Origin of the sequence: Bacteroides propionicifaciens DSM 19291 = JCM 14649 (assembly GCF_000375405.1) — a bacterium.
Lineage (GTDB): Bacteria > Bacteroidota > Bacteroidia > Bacteroidales > Bacteroidaceae > Bacteroides_E > Bacteroides_E propionicifaciens.
Genome location: NZ_AQWS01000014.1, coordinates 53,200 through 73,558, shown reverse-complemented (window position 1 = coordinate 73,558; position 20,359 = coordinate 53,200). Strand labels below are relative to the sequence as shown.

The following is a 20,359-nucleotide window of genomic DNA, read 5'->3' as shown; positions in this document are numbered from 1 at the left end:
TCCTGCAGCACGTGAGGCAGTTGATACTCCTATCTATGGCATGCCTGTGTTGAATGTGGATGAGGCTAAGCAGGTAATCATCTGTAATTTTGATATGCAACCTGGTTATGCTGGTGTTGATAATCCACTCTATAAAGATGGAAAAACTATTTTATTATTGGGTGATGCTAAAGAATCACTTCAAAAACTTTTAGATAACTAATACCTACCTTAACTGTGTTTCAAGGGCTAGAGGATTTATGCAAATAAATAATCTAGCCCTTATTTTATTATAAACAAGGTTTAAAACCCTTGTTTACTCTATATTTCTAACTTACTTTGTAAATAAAAGATGAGCTCAACACTCCAAAATGATAAAGGTATCTCTAGTCACTTGCTTTGGATAATAACACTTACCACAGGGTTATCCATTGCTAATCTCTATTATTGTCAACCCCTGCTGGGCTTAATCCAGCATGAGTTTAATATTTCGGAACTCCTTACTAATACTATTTCTATAGTCTCTCAAGCTGGTTATGCATTGGGATTACTTTTTATTATTCCTCTAGGGGACATGTTAAAGAGAAGGAATATTATTCTTGCCAATTTCGGTCTACTTGTCTTTTCACTGTTGGTTATAGCCTTTTCGCCCAATATTTATGTCCTTTTGGTTGCCTCTTTTATTACAGGTGTTTGTGCAGTCACCCCTCAGCTCTTCTTACCACTTGTGTCGCAGTTCTCAACTCCTGAAACAAAGAATACGAATGTTGGGATTGTAGTTTCTGGTTTGCTCACAGGAATCTTGGCTTCTCGTGTTGTGAGTGGCTTTATTGGTGAGCTTTATGGGTGGCGTACCATGTATATTATTGCTGCTCTGATTATGGTAGCATGTTTTTTGGTGCTTTATTCTCAGTTTCCTTTTGTTCTACCCAACTTTACAGGTAAGTACAGCAAACTCATGAAGTCTGTTTTAGCTATAGCACGCGAAGAACCCAAACTTCGATTTGCAGCTACCAAATCAGGTTTAGCATTTGGTTCTTTCTTATCACTTTGGGCTATGCTGGCTTTCAAAATGGCTGAGCCTCCATTTTATGCGGGTGGTACTGTTGTCGGACTGCTAGGGCTTTGCGGTGCTTCAGGTGCTGTAGCTGCTTCTATTATTGGTAAATATGTCAGTAGGATAGGGCTGTATCGCATCAATTTTATGGGAACATTACTGATTTTTGCGGCATGGGTTAACCTCTATGTTTTTCAAAACTTCTATACAGGAATAATACTAGGTATCATTGTTTTAGATGTAGGGATGCAGTGCATCCAGCTAGGCAATCAAACGGTAGTATTGACATTAAGACCCTCAGCAGTGAATCGTGTAAACACGGTTTTTATGACTACCTATTTTGTGGGTGGTGCTTTGGGAACAACACTTACAGGCTTTGCATGGAGCCTTTGGCGTTGGGAAGGAGTAGTGCTGGTAGGGCTAATCTTAATCACATTTTCATTTGTAATTAATTTATACCAATACCTGACTAATAAAGAATTAAAATAGGTTCTTTGTTTTTTTTGACTAATTTTGCTTTCACTGTTAGGGGTGCTCATGACTTTCAAAAGTTTGGGCTGAGACGATACCCTTGAACCTGATGTGTGTAATTACAACGTAGGTAAACGGATGCAAGACTATAATTATTTTATATAAATCAGAGTAGGGCCGTTTCAACTAGTTGAAACGGCCCTTTATTATTTAAATGATATGAAAAAACAAAAATTTGATGAGTTAGCAAAGAAATACGACTATTGGTTTCTCCAAAATAAAAATATGCTCTACTCTGAGGTTAAACTTGTAGCAAAGGTACTCAAGGAAGGTGGAGATATCTATTCAGTGGGTTGTGGTAGTGGTCTATTTGAAAAAATACTACGTGAAGAGTTTGATATCCATGTTAACTATGGTCTTGAACCCTCTAGCGATATGGCTAGCATAGCTACTTCAAGGGGGTTGAAAGTGGACGTCACAACTGCTGAAGTGGCAACCTATGGAGGTAAAACTTACGATACAATCATTTATAACGGTTCTCCTAGCTACATTACCGATTTAGAAGAGTGTGTTAGACGCAGCTATAAAGCACTCAGAAAAGGTGGAAAGATTATTTTAATTGATGTTCCTAAAGAGAGCTCGTACGGTCTGCTTTATAATTTGGCAATGAGTGTGGGTAGCTGGGATGATAAATTAGTTCAAGGGGTTTATCCACGCAATCCATACCCCATTGAAATGGTACGTTCGGCCAATTGGCGTACAACACAAGAGAAGATCGATGTCTTGGAGAAAGTAGGATTCTCCAATTTAACTTTTGCTCAAACCCTTACCAAACATCCGCTTTATTCTGACAACATAATAGAAGAACCTATCGAAGGTTACGATTCGGGTGACTATGTAGCTGTTTGTGCTTATAAATTCGACTAATATGAAATGGACCCAAGAAGCTTGGTTGAGCATTCAACCTCAATTTGATCGAATAACCCAGCATCCCTTTGTTCAAGAACTAATGAATGGAACTCTTCCTAGCGAAAAATTCATTTTCTATATTGAGCAAGACGGTTTGTACTTATCAGATTATGGGCGACTGTTAACGGGGATTGCAACTCAGCTCAATGATCCTTTCCATAGAAAAGAGTTTATTTCATTTGCAGGTGAGAATATGGATCAGGAGCGGGAGTTGCATGCAGCTTTTGTTGACCAAATCAACCCCAATATTGAACCAACTCCTGCTTGTTTGCTTTATACATCTCATCTGTTAAAGCATTTGGCAATCTCACCCATTGAGGTAACACTGGCTGCCGTTATGCCCTGTTTTAGGGTATATCAAGAGGTTGGACTTTATATTTCAAAGCATCAGCACCGAATAAACAACCCTTATCAACTTTGGATTGATACCTATTCGGATGGTGAACATATTGATTCTGTGCAGCGTGTTGAGGCAATTTGTAATACTCTTGCCCAGCAAACAACCCCGGCTATCCGAGCTCAAATGCTAAAAGAGTATCAAACCTCTGTTAAGCTAGAATATCTCTTTTGGGATAGTGCTTATAAACGTGAAAAGTGGGTATTGTAGTAGCCTATTTAATAACCAACGCTAATACAGTTTTAGTGTTGGTTATTTTCTTTTTAATTGTATCTAATAATTAAATAGTGTATTAACTATTTGATAGCACTTGTCAATATTATCAGAGTATAATCGATGTGTATACTGAAATAAACCTCTATTTATCATGCTGAATATTAATATATGTATGTGAATAGTAATTAATATAGTCCATTTTCTAGGCCTACAAGCTTATTATTGTATATATTTGCGACTTAATAGTTTCTTAATAATCTTATATACTCACGAATGATACTAATTGCTGAAAGTAGTTCTACACGAACTGAATGGGCTGTTGTGGATAGACATCAAGTTGTAAATCACATTTATACTGAAGGTATAAATCCATTCTTTCAATCTCGTAGAGAAATCAGTCGTAGTATACGTTTGAACCTTCCTGAAGAGTACTTTCGCAAGAAATTTGAAACTGTTTACTTCTATGGTGCAGGATGTAATTCTAAAGACAAATCTCAAATTGTTGAAGCTTCGCTAGTTGCTCAATTTAAAACTCCTGTTGAAGTAGAAAGTGATCTTTTGGCTGCTGCCCGTGGGCTCTTTTTGGATAATCCTGGGATTGCCTGTATTTTGGGTACGGGTTCAAACTCATGTTTTTATGATGGTAATAAAATAGTTAAGAATGTTACTTCTGGTGGCTATATTCTTGGCGACGAGGGTAGTGGAGCTGTTCTGGGTAAGTATTTCCTATCGGATGTTCTCAAAGAAGTTGCACCGAAAGAACTTATAGAATTGTTTTATGATACTTTCCGTATAACTCCTGCTATGGCTATGGAGTCTGTATATCAGATGCCATTCCCTAATAGATTCTTAGCTACTGTAGCCTATTTCCTTTCCGAACATATGGATGATGATTATGTGTATAATATGGTTGAGTGCAATCTTGAACGTTTTTTTGAACGGAACATTACGCAGTATGATTATCAAGCCTATCCTATTCGTATGATGGGATCATCTGCAGTACTTTTTCGTGCAGTTATTAATAATATTGCAGAGAAGTTTGGTGCTAAAGTTGATAAGATTGATGAGAGTGCAATCCATGGTCTAGTGGAGTATCACTCCTAATTATTAGTCAATTAGCATCATTTTGTTGGTAGGTGTAAAATAAGCTTAAAAAGTTTCTCTAATCCAAAAATTATACTTATCCTTGTGTAGTGAAATAACGCATATCAAATCTTGCTCTCATTTGTTAAAACTATTAAAATTATAAACCTAATCATTAATAAAGAGCATTGTTTGTAGTTTCCAAACTTTAAAACCTAATACATATGTATGAAAAACACAAGTGTCGAGGAAGTAGGCGTAAGCTAGTTCTCGCAGCATTTTTCGCTATTAGTTGTTTGTTTTATAGCGATTATGCATTTGCAAATAAAGAAGATGCTTCTATGATTGCCCATGCTACTCAGCAAAAAGTTACTATCAAAGGTTCCGTGAAAGACATTGATGGTGAGCCAATCATTGGTGCTAGTATCTTAGAAAAGGGTACTTCAAATGGTACCATTACCGATATTAATGGTGATTTTTCTATTAACACTCTACCAAATGCCACTCTACAATTTAGTTATGTAGGTTTTAAGCCAGTTGAGCTTAAGGCAAAAAACAACCTAAGGGTTACGCTTCATGAAGATAGCGAATTACTTGATGAGGTTGTTATTGTTGGTTATGGTAGTCAAAAGAAAGAGAACCTAACAGGAGCTGTTTCTTCGGTTCGTATAGATGATACTCTAGGCAGTAGACCTATCGCTGACGTAGGACGTGGGCTACAAGGAGCTGTATCAGGTTTAACGATTACAGTACCAAGTGGTGAAGTCGGGTCTGATCCAATAATGAAAATTAGAGGGCAAATTGCTTCGATAGAGGGCTCTAGTAATCCTTTGATCTTAGTGGATAACGTTGAGATTCCTAGTATTCAGATGATTAATCCTGATGATATTGAGTCAATATCTGTACTGAAAGATGCTGCTTCAGCATCTATTTATGGTGCTAAAGCTGCCTTTGGTGTAATTTTGATTACAACAAAAAAAGGTTCTAAAACCGAGAAGTTTGAAATTTCTTACTCAAATAACTTTTCATGGCAAAATCCGACTAAGCGAATTAAAATGGCTGGAATAGAAGGATTAGAATATACAGTTGATGCTCAAAAGAATCGTGGTGCAGCTATGCCTGCTGGAGGTTTCTGGCGAGTGGATGAGCAAAGTCTTGAAAAAATTAGAGAATGGGAAAACACTTATGGTGGTGTAGTAAAAGCTGGAGATCCTGTTGTGTATGGTCGTGACTGGTATTATGATGGAGTTAATAAATACGGTTATCGTCTTTACGATGGAACAAAAGCGATGATTAATGAGTGGACTCCCTCACAGACACATAATTTATCAGTAAATGGTAAATCAGGTAAGACCTCTTATAATATTGGACTAGGCTACTTAAAGCAAAAAGGTTTAATGAAGCCAGCAAAGCATGATGATTTCCAAAGACATAATGCTTCTATCAGCTTAACCTCTGAATTAAATAAATATTTAACAGTTCGCGGTGGAGCTATTTACTCTGATAGAAATAAACGTTATCCTGAATTTGGTACTACTGTTGCTGACCCTTGGCTATATCTTTACAGATGGAGTAGACTGTTTCCTATTGGTGTAACAGAAAGAGGAATGCCTTTGCGTACTCCTGATTATGAAGTAGCAAACACATTTACCTCTAATCGTCAAAATAAATACTATAGTGTAAATTTAGGTGCGACTGTTACTCCTATTAAAGATTGGGATATTCGTTTTGATTATACTTACTCAAGTGAACAGAATATAACCAATGCTGCAAGACCTACGTTGAGTGGTGGAGATATATGGTACACACCAATTATGTGGAGAGATGCTGCCGGTGAACAAATTTATGTAAATGATGCAGGAGTCCCAACTGACGTTGGTGGAATGCCAGCCTATCAGTTTCCTCAAACTATGTATCAAGATCAAAGCTGGATTTCCAGAAACTCAGGTACCGTTAACCAACATGTATATAACGTCTATACTACATACGATTTGAAGCTAGGTTCTGAGCAAGAGCATAGATTCCGTTTTATGGTTGGGTCTAATATTGTAAAAAGGAACTGGGCTAGTAACTTTTCTAAACGCATGGATCTTATTGATTTAACAAATCCTCAATTCGATTTTGCTATTGGTACTGAAACTGTAGGTGCTACTAATAATTGGGAAGCACAACTTGGTTACTTTGGACGTATTAACTATTCGTATATGGATCGATATTTATTAGAGGTTAATATGCGCTATGACGGTACATCTAGATTCCCTTCTAATGAGCGTTGGAGAGCTTTCCCTTCTTTTTCTCTGGGTTGGGTTCTTACAAACGAAACCTTTATGCAGCCAATAGAGCAAGTCTTAAGCTTTGCTAAGATTAGGGGATCGTGGGGTATTATTGGTGATCAAACTGTACCAAACTCTCTTTACTTTCCTCGAATGAACTCTTATAAAACCTCTTGGTTAGGTAGTGATGGTGTTCCCATGTGGGCATATACTACGCCTAATGCAATATCTCGTGATATTACATGGCAAGATATTGAGACCCTAAACTTGGGTGTTGATTTACGTTTTTATAAAAATATATTTGGCGTAACATTTGATTGGTTCCAAAGAGATACTAAGAATATGATTTTACCTGGTGATGCTTTACCAGAAACTCACGGTACACCAGCTCCAAAAGGGAATTATGGTAATCTTAGAACTCGTGGTTGGGAGCTAGCTTTTGATTTCAATTACAGATTTGACAATGGTCTTGGTATAAATGGTATGGCTTCAGTTTCTGATGCAACTACTACAATTACAAAAGGAGCCGACCATATGGTGAATCCTAATGACCGCTTAATTTCTAATGGTTATTCTACAGGAAGAAGATATGGCGACATTTATGGATATGTTACTGATCGACTGTACCAAAAGAGCGACTTTGTTTATAATGATGATGGAACAATAAAAAAGACAGTCATTATTATTGATGGTAATGCTAAGGAAACCAATATGTTGAGTGGTGATAATCCTGTTTATCAAACCTATCTTGAAGATGGAAAGGGGACTATAATTTTTAGTCCAGGTGATGTGATATATAAAGACTTGAATGGTGATGGTTATATTACACCCGGTGATGGTACCTATGGTAATCCAGGTGATAGAAAGGTTATTGGTAATACAACACCGAGATATGAATATGGTATTCGTTTAGGTGCTGATTATAAGGGAGTTGATGTTTCGATCTTTTTACAAGGTGTTGGTAAGCGTCAAATATGGGGTTCAGGACAATTAGCTATTGCAGGTTATAACGCTAAGGAAGGTGCTATGCCAACTGCAATTGCTGATAATTACTGGACAGAGAATCGCACTGATGCTTTTTATCCTAGAGCTTGGGATAACGGAGGAGCTAATACAAGTTATAGCATGCAAGTACAATCTAAATATCTGTTAGATATGTCTTACTTGCGTATTAAGAATATGACTATTGGTTACTCGTTTCCCTCAGAATGGCTTCGTAAGGCACTTTTGAGTAGAGCTCGGGTTTATTTGTCTCTAGAAAACTTTGTGACATTTGATAATCTGCGTGGTTTACCAATTGATCCTGAGGCAATATCTGGATATTCCATGTTTGATAATAATTACAATCTTGGAAGAACAGGTACAGGTGCTCCTGTCTTTAAATCAGCATCATTTGGAGTTCAATTAACCTTTTAATAACTGTCTCTATGAAATTAAAATATATATTGTTATCTGCTACACTTGCATTTGCAGTTATAGGTTGTAGCGATATCTTAGATAGGCCATCTAAGACGGACCAAAATGATGATACATTTTGGGTTAGCGAAATAAATGTGAGGTCTTATACTAATGAATTCTATGCTAAAACATTTGTAGGATATGGTGTAAATTATAGCTCGGAGTACTCCGCTTTACTTGGTTATGAGTTTAGTGATGATATTCTTCATCAAAGTAACCAAACTGAGTTTGAGCGTGTAGTACCTAGTTCGAAGGGTAGTACATCAATGGATGAAAAAAGTCAACCATGGCAATCCACTTACTCGGGTCCTACTTGGAATTTTGCTTGGATACGTTCTGCAAATATCCTGGTAAGCCGTGTGACAGAAAGAATGAAAGATATTCTTTCTGAAGAAGCTTATAATCATTGGATTGGTATTGGTCGTTTTTTTCGTTCGATAGAATATGCTAATTTGGCTCGTGTCTTTGGCGATGTTCCATATTACGATTACATCGTTGCTGATACTGATGTTGCTGATATGTACAAACCCCGTACTCCTCGAAACGAAGTAATGGATAATGTTTACGAGGATTGGAAATTTGCCTTATCCAATGTTCGTCTTAATGATGGAGATCAACAAGTCAATCGTTATGTTGTAGCATCTTTAGTGAGTCGATATGCTTTATTTGAAGGTACTACTCAGAAATACTACTATAAGGATAATGAGCAGGCCAAGAAGTTTCTAAATTTAGCTGTTGAAGCTGCTGATATTGTACGTAACAGTTCTAAATTCGATATTGTTACGGATTTTAGATCGCTATTTGGCTCTGAAGACTTGAAGGGTAATAAAGACTGTATTCTGTATCGACATTACGATGAATCACATCAAGTTACCCACTCTGTAGCAACTTACTGTAATTTAGCTGAATCTAGAAGTGCTGGACCAACATTAGATCTGATTAAATCATTCATTTGTAACGATGGGATGGATTATACCTCGTCTGCAGTAACAAATGCAAAAGATTTTGATATCTCTAATTTAATTCAAACCAGAGACCCACGCTTTGAGGCTACGTTTTGGCACAAGCCAACCCCTCGTTCTAAAGCTTCATACTTATACATTGTGAAGTTTATTGATAGGCAAGGTCCTGAGTACACAGATGCAGGTGAAGCTGTTCCTACAAAATACACATCTTCATTAAATACGAATGACTATCCTGTATTGAGATATTCAGAGGTTTTATTGAATTGGATTGAAGCAAAGGCTGAATTATCTACTTTAGGAGATGTTGCCATAACGCAAGCTGATATAGATTTATCAATCAATAAGATAAGGAGTAGACCCCTAGACGAGGTTGCTATATCACGAGGAGTTAAGCAAACGGCTGCTATGGAATTATCTAATTTGCCAGATGATCCAAATAGAGATCCTGATGTTTCTAGATTGATTTGGGAAATACGAAGAGAGCGTCGTATGGAATTTGCCTTTGAATTCTCTCGTATTGCTGACTTACGTAGATGGGGTAAACTTGAGTATATGAATACGATTGAGAATCCCGACCTTCTTACTGGTACTTGGGTGAATTTCTTACAAGAGTTACCAGATGAATTAACAGCAAAAAATATCGGAATTTTATCAGTGGTTAACAAAGATGGTCATCAAATTGCTTTTGATGGACAGAATACAAAAGATATGGTTGGTTTTTTTAGGAATTTAGATATTAAAGATCGTCTGCCAATCCTTAATGTTCCGGGCGTTAACCCATACTTATCTCCTGTGGGAAGGAATAATATAATTTTCTATAAGAATAAGGGATATAAACTTGACCAAACTCAGGGTTGGGCATCAGATAACTAAAGATTAAGTAACGAATAATATTAATCACTATGATAAACATAAATAAAATATCATGGCTAATTGTATTCATATCAACCTTCTCGTTTATTGCTTGTAGTAGCGATGACGAGGGGATGAATACATCGCAGTATTACACCGATATTAAAGAAATCAGTATTGTGAATGCTGGTGCTCAAGGAAACGAAGTTGTTTCCGGTGTAATAGATGAGGATCTTAAAACGATTTCTTTTCCAAGAATAGATGCTAATACAGATTTGTCTGCTATACGGTTTGAAACTGTTCTTTCAGATGGAGCTAGATTAGATAAAGAGAGTTATAAATATTCAATACCGGAGGGTGATTCGGAAGATACACAGGTGTTGAAGGTAATAAATCACACACGCTATAGAGAGTATTTTGCGAAAATAAGATTGCTAGTACCTGTGTTTGGTGGTGATTTTGATAAAGCAATTGCTTATCACAATTCTGCTGTTGGTGGCAATACCTATTCGCACTTTGGTGTAGGGGTAACGCGAGGAACAGATTTTAATGGAGAATATGCTCTGATTGTATCTCGAAAAGATGGTCTGGCTCCTCATCTTTTAAGCCGTGAGGATATTATAGCTGGTAAATTGGATCAGCCAATAATGTTAAATACCGAAGGTATTGTAGGTGGTACATTCCCCATTAGTGGGGGCCGCTTGGTTCAGGACAAAATTTATATCGCAAATATGGCTAGTTCTTTAGTTAAGGTTTATATGTGGGATACCCCAACATCAAAACCCCAGCTTATTTTTGAACAAGACCTTCTAGAGGCGGGTGAAGGTGGTCGATTCGGTGATAGTATGGATATGTATTTGGATGAGTCAGGAAATGGTTTTATCTTTTTCGAGAATAACTCATCTTCCAAGATCCGCCGAATTCAGATATCCAATTTTACAACCGTTGATAAGGTTGATGTTATAAATCCTAAAGCCTCTACGGGTTCTGCTGGAGGACAATACTTCTCATATACTAAGGTTGAAGGAACTCCTTATTACCTGTATACTGGATTTAGTGCCCCACTGATGCTTGTTGATGAAGGAGGAAATATGGTCACTAAAATCACTTCAACGCCTGAACGTATCAATCAAGCACGTATCGTAAACTTCAATGAAAAACGATATTTGGTTGGTGTTACTGCAGCACGTTATCCTGGGGACTCTGGTCAATCGATTTACGTGTATGATATAACTCGAGGTAATAACGTTGTTGATGCACTAAATCTGCTTGAAGTTGAAAACTATAAGCCCGTGTTCAATAAAGCTTTTGGGGTTGATGTTACAACTTCTCCAGGTACCAATTGTGGAGCTGCTGTTGTAGATGATAAACTGTATATTTTTGGAGCTGCAGATGGACAAGGTTTTGTTATGTATGAAGTCCCAGAAGCTAGTTTAGAAGACTAATACTCATAATATGAAAAAGATAAAATTAATAATAACGTTGTGTTTCTTGGTTTTCTTAGCTGCTTGTAGTAGTGATGACGACAGTAGCACAAAAGTTGATAATACTAAACAGGAAATCATACTGCCTAAAGACTTGCGGGCAGTGTGGTTTACCACAGTTTGGCAGAGAGATTGGCCTCAAAATCAATTCGATGTAAGTGTCCAAAAGAAAATGTATACTGACTATCTTGATAAAATGGTTGAGTTAAACTTCAATTCTATTTTTGTACAGGTACGTTCGATGGCAGATGCATTTTATAAATCTAAATATGAACCTTGGAGTGCTAACATAACAGGAGTCAGAGGTCAAGACCCAGGCTATGATGTGATGAGGTTTATGGTTGAAGAGGCACATAAAAGAGGATTAGAATTCCATGCTTGGATAAATCCTTATCGTATCTCTACTCGTGCTAAGGTTGCGGATTCTTTTGCCCCATTAAAAATGGAGCTTGAAGAGAATATGTATGTTGATTGTCAAAAGATTCGAGTTTATAATCCTGCTCTTCCTGAGGTTCGTCAACGACTAGCTGATATCGTTTTAGAAATTATCAATAATTACGATGTTGATGGAATCGTTATGGATGACTATTTTTATCCATCTTTAGAGCCAGGTGAGGAATTCCCTGATGCTAAAGATTACTCTGAACTTGCTGAGGTGGGGCAAACCAAAGATCAGTTTAGATTTTCAAATGTTGATAAGACTATAAAACTATTGCATGAAAGTATAGTTGCTGCACGTCCTGAGGTTAGCTTTACGGTAAGTCCTCAAGGAAATGCTGATAACAATAAGAAAATTTATGCGGATGTAGAGAGTTGGACTAAAGAAAAATGGGTTGATTTCGTAATGCCTCAACTCTACTATGATGAGCCAAACTTTTCCAAGTGGGCGAATCATTGGTCAAGATATAGTTGGTATTCAGTTCCCATGATTGCTTATGGACTTTATAAAGTTGAAGATGGTAGTTTTAATGTTGCGCAAATTCAGCGTCAATTTGAAGTTGCTGACCGTTACCCTCGCTATATGGGCACTACCTTCTACTCTGCCAAAGCTTTGTTTAGTGGTAATGGAGAAGTAGACGATCTTATAAAATCTCGTTTTGCTAACCCTGCATTGATCCCTCATAACGGAAGAAAAGTTCTTCCTGAGCCCACTGCTCCCGTAGGAGTGAGTTTATCGGGGTCTGTATTAAGTTGGGATTCAAATAACTCTGATGTCATTTTTGCAGTATATAGAGTGGCCCCTTCATTCTATGATAGTGATAAGGCGAGAGCAGAGTTGGTTGTTTTAACCAAAGAAAAAACGACAGAAGTAAATAGTAGTGGTCGTTATTACATTACTGCTGTAAATAAGCGGAATCATGAAAGTAATTTAAGTCTATATGTTGAGAAGAAATAATTTCTTCAGTATGCAATCATAACTAATTAAGGAGAGCCTTTATAGATATATAATATATCCTTAAAGGCTCTTTTTATTAGCTTCTTACTCAGTGTTAATTGCAAGTTACTGTACTGTATAAACTTATCAGGTTAATTATTTAAATATAGTTCTCAATACTTAATAAATCTAATTAAAAGTTTGTAACACCAAAATATGAGTTATATTTGTTTTAGTAACTTCTTAAATCTATACCAATGAGAAAACTATCTATTCTGATTGTTTTACTGTTTATAACCAAGGGGTTATTGGCCTACAATATCACTATCGAAATTGGTGCTAAGCAGTACGATAAATATATTCATTTATTAACAAATAAAAGAGTTGCTCTATACTCCAATCATACAGGTATGGTTGAGAAAGATCAGCACCTTCTTGATATTTTACTTGCTAAAGGTATAAATGTTTCTGCTATATTTTCACCCGAACATGGCTTTCGAGGTACAGCTGATGCTGGTGAACATGTGTCCAATACGAATGATGCTAAAACAGGTGTACCTATTCTTTCATTATACGATGGTAAAGATTCAAAGCCTAGCCCAGAATCGATGGCTAAATTTGATGTTTTGGTGGTCGATATTCAGGATGTTGGTTTGCGATTTTATACTTACTATATTACCATGTTACGTTTGATGGAAGCTTGTGCCGATAGTGATAAACAAATTATTATTCTCGACAGACCTAACCCTAATGGCTACTATGTAGATGGTCCGATTCTTGATATGAAATATCAGTCAGGTATTGGAGGCTTGCCTGTCCCTGTAGTTCATGGGATGACTTTAGCTGAGCTAGCATTGATGAGTGTCGGCGAGCATTGGTTAAAGACCAATAGCAAACTAGACTTAGTGGTTGTTCCTTGCCAGAACTATACGCATGCGATGTACTACGAGTTGCCAATAGCTCCTTCGCCTAACTTGCCTAATATGTTATCAATCTACTTATACCCTTCGGTATGTTTGTTTGAGGGTACTCCAGTTAGCCTTGGCCGTGGTACTGAAATGCCTTTTCAGGTGTACGGACATCCAAGCATGAAAGATAAATACCGTTTTGAGTTTACACCTAAGAGTATGTTTGGATCAAAGAATCCTCCATTGCTCGACCAACTCTGTTATGGAGTGGATCTGCGCGAGGTTTCTATAAGTAGAGCTCGACAGACAAAATTTAGTCTTGATTATTTGATTGATGCCTACCGCACTTTAGATATCGGAAAAGAGTTTTTTACACCTTTCTTTGTCAAACTTGTCGGCGTGAAATATATCGAGGAGATGATACTTGATGATAAGTCAGCCTGTGAAATTGAGTCCATGTGGAGAGATGATGTGGAAAATTTTAAAGTGCAGCGTCGTCCCTACTTATTATATCCAGAAAACTAATAGCAAACTCTTAACACAAGAACCTTATGACTCCATTTTTAGTCATTCTAACCATAGCTATTTATTTCATAGTTCTATTTGGTATATCTTATCTATCTGGTCGAAATGCAGATAGTGAAGGATTTTTTGTGGGCAATAGAAAGTCCTCTTGGTATTTGGTCGCTATTGCTATGATTGGTTCGAGTATATCAGGTGTGACTTTTGTCTCTGTTCCAGGAATGGTTGGGGCGAGTAGCTTCTCTTATCTACAGATGGTCTTGGGTTTTGTGGTTGGGCAATTCATTATCGCTTTTGTTTTGATACCCTTATTCTATAAACTCAATGTTGTTTCAATCTATGAATACCTAGAAAATAGATTTGGTGTATCCAGTTATAAGACTGGAGCATGGTTCTTCTTTATTTCCAAGATGCTAGGTGCTTCCGTTCGCCTATTCCTAGTTTGTATAACTCTACAGCTTTTGGTATTCGAACCTTTAAACCTTCCTTTTGCTCTTAATGCAGCCTTGACTGTTTTACTTGTTTGGCTTTACACCTTTAAGGGTGGAGTTAAAACCTTAATATGGACGGATGCTTTTAAGACTTTTTGTTTAGTTATATCGGTTGTTCTCTGTATCTATTATATTGCTTCCGACTTGAATCTCAACTTTAGCTCTTTAGTGGTTATTATTAAGGAAAGCAGCATGTCAAAGATGTTTTTCTTCGACGATATTAATGATAAACGTTACTTTTTTAAGCAGTTTCTAGCAGGGATATTCACGATGATTGCTACTACAGGTTTAGACCAGGATATGATGCAGCGAAATCTGAGTTGTAAGAATTCTCGCGATTCTCAGAAGAACATGATTACAAGCGGAATTTCGCAATTCTTTATCATTGCACTGTTTCTGATGTTAGGTGTATTGCTCTATACCTATGCTAGTGCCAATGGAATTGCTCTACCCGAATCTAGTGATCAATTATTTCCGTTAATTGCTACAGCGGGATACTTCCCAATTATAGTTGGTGTCTTATTTATTATAGGGCTTATTTCGGCAGCTTATGCAGCTGCAGGGTCTGCACTTACTGCATTAACCACCTCATTTACGGTTGATATCTTGCACGATAGATTCAAAGAGAACGAAGTTCAACTCACTCGTACCCGTAAGAAAGTTCATGTTTCGATGAGCATAATGATGACTCTTGTTATAATTGTTATTAATGCACTGAATAACACAAGTGTAATTGATGCTGTATATATCCTTGCAAGTTATACCTATGGGCCGATCCTTGGAATGTTTGCTTATGGAATATTTTCTAAACGACAAATACACGATCGCTTCATTCCCTTGGTTGCTATTCTTGCTCCTATCTTATGTTACATACTTCAAACTAATTCTGCCGCTTGGTTTAATGGGTATGAATTTAGTTATGAGATCCTGATCTTTAATGCGCTTTTTACTGCTATTGGCTTTGCTATTTGTAGTAAGAAAGTGACTGCAAACAAAACGAATTGATTAAGTCATGATGAAATTTAAATTTAAATATATAGCGCTTATTATTAGTTTATTAACCTTGTCTTTCTGCAAGGTTGAAGCTCAGGTGAGTCAAGATATTAAACATCGTTTGGAGCAGTTAGTCGATTCTGTTGTGAGGCTAGAAATCTCTGTTGGCCGTGTTTCAATAGATAGTATCATTGAGAATAAATCTGTTCGAGTTTACTTTAATAATAATCTCTCTTATTATCCTATGAGACCTAAATCTATTGCTTTGCTTAAAGACTTGGCTGTAGAGTTGTTTTCTAGTGCTGATATTTCTAATAAGAATGTCGAATTTTATACCGATGGACAGAAGATAGATCAGCTCATACCTCTTTTTTATACCAATAAGAAGTCGAAAAGCAATGAGCGATTCTTCTTTAAACATAAAGCACCACACGTGAAGAATATCACAAAACCATTTGCGATAGGTAGAGGGCTTAGCAATCGTCATATTGCACTTTGGCAGAGCCATGGTTATTATTATGAGCCTAAGCTGTCGCGATGGGAATGGCAAAGGGCACGCATTTTCCAGACTGTTGAAGATCTCTATACACAAAGTTATGTTCTTCCGTTCTTAGTTCCCATGTTGGAATCTGCAGGAGCTCAGGTTTTTTTACCCCGAGAAAGGGATACTCAAAAGCATGAAGAAATCATTGATAACGATGGATTCAATTCAGAGGGTACTTACTTGGAGTATTCAGGAAGCAAGAGCTGGCAAGAGGGTCAAGTTAGCGGATTTGCCCATACCAAAGCCAGTTACAAAGACAATGAAAACCCATTCGAGCAGGGAACTTTTCGCCAAGTCGAAACTATCACTAAGGGAGTGGAGAGTTATGCTCAATGGATCCCTAGTCTTGATGAGTCGGGTAGATATGCTGTGTATGTATCTTATCATACACTTCCTCAAAGTACTGCTACAGCACATTATACGGTACATCATCGTGGAGGTAAAACAGAGTTCTTAGTTAATCAACAAATGGGTGGTGGAACATGGATATATCTTGGAACCTTCGACTTTTCTGCACGTGATGGCGGCCAGAACAAGGTGGTTTTATCCAATCGTACAGCCAAAAAAGGAGAATGGGTTACTGCCGATGCGGTGAAAATAGGTGGTGGAATGGGTAACATTGCTCGTTCGGCTGAAGCTATAATTTATCCTTATGAAATAAGTGGATATCCTCGTTTTACTGAAGCAGCTAGATATTGGTTGCAGTGGGCTGGTATGCCGAGTTCAATTTATTCACCCAGTGAAGGTTTAAACGATTACACTGATGATTATCAATCGCGTGGGTTGTGGGTAAACTATCTTTCGGGAGGTTCAAGTGCCAATCCTGATGAAGCAGGTTTAGGTATCCCTATTGATTTGGCTTTTGCTTTCCATACCGATGCGGGAACTACCTTTAACGATTCAATTATTGGGACACTTGGGATATTCTATACCGATTCTTACCAGGGAAAGTACGCTACAGGTGCTTCTCGCTATATAGCTCGCGACTTGAATGATTTAATCCAATCTCAAATTGTCGATGATATCCGAAATCTTTATCATCCCGACTGGACACGTCGAGGGATGTGGAATAAAGCCTATAGTGAAGCTTCAACGCCGCGAGTTCCTACGATGTTACTTGAGCTTCTGTCTCATCAGAATTTTGCGGACATGCAGTATGGGCTTGATCCTCGATTTCGCTTTACAGTCAGTCGTTCGATCTATAAGGGTATGTTGAAGTTTTTGGCCTCACAATATCAAGTGCCTTATGTTGTACAGCCTTTACCAGTAGGTAATATGGCAGCACAATTTATATCTCAAAATGAGGTTAAACTGTCATGGGATGCAGTTTTAGATCCTCTAGAGAGTACTGCAAATCCAACATCTTATGTGGTTTACACAAGAGTAGGCAATGGTGTGTTTGATCAAGGTCGAGTAGTGAAGAATAATCAATTTATACTTGATGTACCTAGGGGAGTTGTCTATAGCTTTAAGGTTACAGCATTAAATGATGGTGGAGAGAGTTTTCCCTCTGAGATACTATCAGTTGGTAGAGCTCTAAATGAACAGGGCACCGCATTAATTGTGAATGGGTTTACTCGTATCAGTGCACCCGATGATTTTGTTGTTTCTGCTGATTCTCTTGCTGGCTTCCTTGACTTGTACGACTCAGGTGTGCCTTACTTAAATGATATAAGTTATATCGGGGCAATGAAAGAATTTCGCAGAACGATCCCTTGGATGGATGATGATGCTTCAGGTTTTGGTGATAGTTATTCCGATTTTGAAACTGAGGTAATAGCTGGTAACAGTTTTGATTATCCCTCAGTGCATGGAGCTTCAATGCTAAAAGCAGGATTTAGCTTTGCTTCAGCGAGTCTTGAAGCTCTAGAACGTGAGGAGTTGTCTTTAGCTGACTATGATATTGTAGATCTGATTTTAGGTAAACAGAAACAGACAAAGCTGGGGGCTCTTGGAATAGATAAACTTATGTTTAAAACATTTCCTAGTCATTTACAAAAGCAAATTAGTAAGTATTGTTTAGCTGGGGGGGCTTTATTTGTTTCAGGCTCTTATATTGCTACCGATTTAATAGATAACCCATTGGTTGCTAGTCAAGACTCTGATAAAAAGTTTCTTGAGGATGTTTTGAAGTTGAAATGGAGAGTTAATCGTGCGGCAAAGAAGGGAGAGGTTAAGGGAGTGGTTTCTCCCTTGAGTGAAGATCGTTCGTCTTATCAGTTTAATCAAATCTTAAACTCAGAAACCTATGCTGTCGAATCACCTGACGCTATCGAGCCAGCCCATAAAGATGCGTTTACAATAATGCGTTACGGAGAAAACAATTTAAGTGCTGCAGTTGCCTATGATGGCGATTATAAAGTAGTTGCTTTAGGATTTCCATTTGAAACAATTCAATCTCCAAGTCAGAGAGATGAACTGATGAGTAATATCCTAAGAATTTTAAAGAATAATAAAGAATAAAATATTATGAGAAAGTTAACATTATTGCTGTTTATGCTCTTTGGTAGTTTGAATTTTATATCAGCACAGGATATGACATTCGCACTACTTACTGATACTCATATTTCAAAAAACAACAAGGCGCCTGCTCAGGCTCTAATTGAGGTAATCAAGGAGGTTAATGCTAATGAAGCAATTGAATTTGTATTGGTTACAGGAGATATTTCAGAAGAGGGTGACTTTGTGTCTTTAACGGCTGCAAAAGAGCTCTTAGATCAGCTAAATAAACCTTATTATGTGATTCCTGGTAATCACGAAACCAAGTGGACAGAGTCTGGGATGATCGATTTTGGTAAGATATTTGGTTACGAAAGGTTTAAGTTTCAGCACAAAGGAGTTCTTTTTTTAGGATTCAATACCGGTCCACTTATTCGTATGGCCGATGGGCATGTTGCCCCTCAAGATATCACTTGGCTAAATGACGAGTTATCAAAGGCTGCTAAAAATCAGCCCGTGTTTTTGGTTACTCATTATCCTCTGCTACCTGGAGATGTCGATAATTGGTACGAAGTAACCGATGTGGTCCGTAGCTACAATATCAAATCATTTTTAGGTGGACATTATCACCGTAATTTGTTATTTGATTATGACGGTATACCTGGAGTTATTAATCGCTCTACACAAAAAGACAAAGAGGGTTATCCAGGTTATAGTTTGATAGAAATTGCTAACGACTCCATTTATGTAGCTGAAAAGAGAGTAAGTCTAGAGCCTCGTCCTTGGGCTCAGCTATCCATGGTTAAGTCTTATGCGATAGAGCCTGATGCGAGTAGGAAACCCGACTTTGGGGTAAACTCAGCATATCCTGAGGTAAAACCTATTTGGTTAAATCGTACAGGAGTAGGTATTTATAGTTCGCCTGTACTTTACAAACAGAGCCTATTTGTGGCCGATGATCTTGGTTATCTAACAAGTTATAATGCGAAAAATGGTAAGTTACAGTGGAAAACTCAGGTTGGTCACCGCATCCTTGGAACGCCAGACGCAGCCAACGATGTCATTGTTTTTGGTTCTGCAGATAGTTTCATCTATGGTCTAGGTACTAAAAAAGGAGAGATATTATGGAAGGTTAAAGCAAATGCTCCTGTATTGGGAGCTGTGACTATCCACAATGGTGTAGCTTTTATTGGTGCTAGTGACGGATGCTTTAGAGCAATAGATATAAAAACAGGAAACCTGATTTGGAATTACGATAAGGTGAAAGGATATGTCGAAACCAAACCTCTAGTTGCCGATGGAAAAGTGATTTTTGGGGCTTGGGACAATACGCTTTATGCCTTAAATGAAAAAGATGGTACTCCAGAGTGGTTATGGACTGGTGGGATTCGCGGAATGCACTTTTCGCCAGCAGCAGTTTGGCCTGTAGCTGCTCATGGAAAAGTATTTATTACTGATCCCAAGAGAGCAATGACCGCTATTGATATTACAAACGGTAAAACTTTGTGGCGGACTGCTGAATCAATGGTTCGTGAAACCGTTGGCTTGTCTGAAGATCAAACTCGAGTTTTTAGTAAAACTATGAACGATAGCATTGTATGTTACTCAGCCTTATCTGATACTCCTGAAAAGATATGGTCATCTGATGTTGGTTTTGGCTATGAACATGCTCCATCAATGCAAGCAGAAAAAGATGGGGTAATGTATGGCAGCACAAAGAATGGTTTAATGTTTGCCCTTGATGGTAGAACAGGAGAGGTTCTTTGGAAACACAAAATAGGAAACTCACTTATAAGTACACTTGTACCAATTAATGATAAAGAGGTCTTTTTTACTGCTACTGGTGGTGAAGTAGGCTTACTAAAATGGAAAAAATAACCCTA

At 37.6% G+C, this 20,359-nt stretch carries 13 protein-coding genes; all 13 read left to right on the top strand.

Features of this window, described 5'->3' with window-relative positions; translation table 11 throughout:
• On the top strand, positions 1–202 hold a 202-nt coding region (locus tag B091_RS0105845; RefSeq protein ID WP_026166328.1), incomplete at its 5' end, for an NAD(P)(+) transhydrogenase (Re/Si-specific) subunit beta.
• A 129-nt stretch (positions 203–331) separates the two neighbouring features.
• Positions 332–1,525: an MFS transporter gene (locus B091_RS0105840; RefSeq protein WP_018109078.1), complete on the top strand. Its 1,194-nt coding sequence runs from the start codon at positions 332–334 to the stop codon at positions 1,523–1,525.
• Between the two features lie 201 nt (positions 1,526–1,726).
• A complete protein-coding gene (locus B091_RS0105835) occupies positions 1,727–2,434 on the top strand; it encodes a class I SAM-dependent DNA methyltransferase (protein WP_018109077.1) in 708 nt (235 codons plus the stop codon).
• A 1-nt stretch (position 2,435) separates the two neighbouring features.
• Complete coding sequence (locus tag B091_RS0105830) at positions 2,436–3,083, top strand: TenA family protein (RefSeq protein WP_018109076.1); 648 nt, start codon at positions 2,436–2,438, stop codon at positions 3,081–3,083.
• 279 nt (positions 3,084–3,362) lie between these two features.
• Positions 3,363–4,193, top strand: coding sequence for a hypothetical protein (locus B091_RS0105825; RefSeq protein ID WP_018109075.1), 831 nt, complete (start codon positions 3,363–3,365; stop codon positions 4,191–4,193).
• Between the two features lie 203 nt (positions 4,194–4,396).
• Positions 4,397–7,861: a SusC/RagA family TonB-linked outer membrane protein gene (locus B091_RS0105820; RefSeq protein WP_018109074.1), complete on the top strand. Its 3,465-nt coding sequence runs from the start codon at positions 4,397–4,399 to the stop codon at positions 7,859–7,861.
• Positions 7,862–7,872: 11 nt separating this feature from the next.
• Complete coding sequence (locus B091_RS0105815; RefSeq protein ID WP_018109073.1) at positions 7,873–9,741, top strand: RagB/SusD family nutrient uptake outer membrane protein; 1,869 nt, start codon at positions 7,873–7,875, stop codon at positions 9,739–9,741.
• 29 nt (positions 9,742–9,770) lie between these two features.
• Positions 9,771–11,165, top strand: coding sequence for a DUF4623 domain-containing protein (locus tag B091_RS11825; protein ID WP_025069559.1), 1,395 nt, complete (start codon positions 9,771–9,773; stop codon positions 11,163–11,165).
• A gap of 10 nt (positions 11,166–11,175) precedes the next feature.
• On the top strand, positions 11,176–12,600 hold the full coding sequence (locus tag B091_RS0105805) for a glycoside hydrolase family 10-like protein (protein WP_018109071.1): 1,425 nt from the start codon (positions 11,176–11,178) through the stop codon (positions 12,598–12,600).
• Between the two features lie 236 nt (positions 12,601–12,836).
• Positions 12,837–14,012, top strand: coding sequence for an exo-beta-N-acetylmuramidase NamZ family protein (locus B091_RS0105800; protein ID WP_018109070.1), 1,176 nt, complete (start codon positions 12,837–12,839; stop codon positions 14,010–14,012).
• A 26-nt stretch (positions 14,013–14,038) separates the two neighbouring features.
• Positions 14,039–15,505 carry a sodium:solute symporter gene (locus B091_RS0105795; protein ID WP_018109069.1) on the top strand — a complete coding sequence of 489 codons (1,467 nt, stop codon included), beginning with the start codon at positions 14,039–14,041 and terminating at the stop codon, positions 15,503–15,505.
• 10 nt (positions 15,506–15,515) lie between these two features.
• A complete protein-coding gene (locus B091_RS0105790) occupies positions 15,516–18,500 on the top strand; it encodes a golvesin C-terminal-like domain-containing protein (protein ID WP_018109068.1) in 2,985 nt (994 codons plus the stop codon).
• Between the two features lie 6 nt (positions 18,501–18,506).
• The gene (locus tag B091_RS0105785; RefSeq protein ID WP_018109067.1) at positions 18,507–20,354 is read left to right on the top strand and encodes an outer membrane protein assembly factor BamB family protein; all 1,848 of its coding nucleotides are present in this window, start codon (positions 18,507–18,509) and stop codon (positions 20,352–20,354) included.
• Positions 20,355–20,359: the final 5 nt, after the last annotated feature.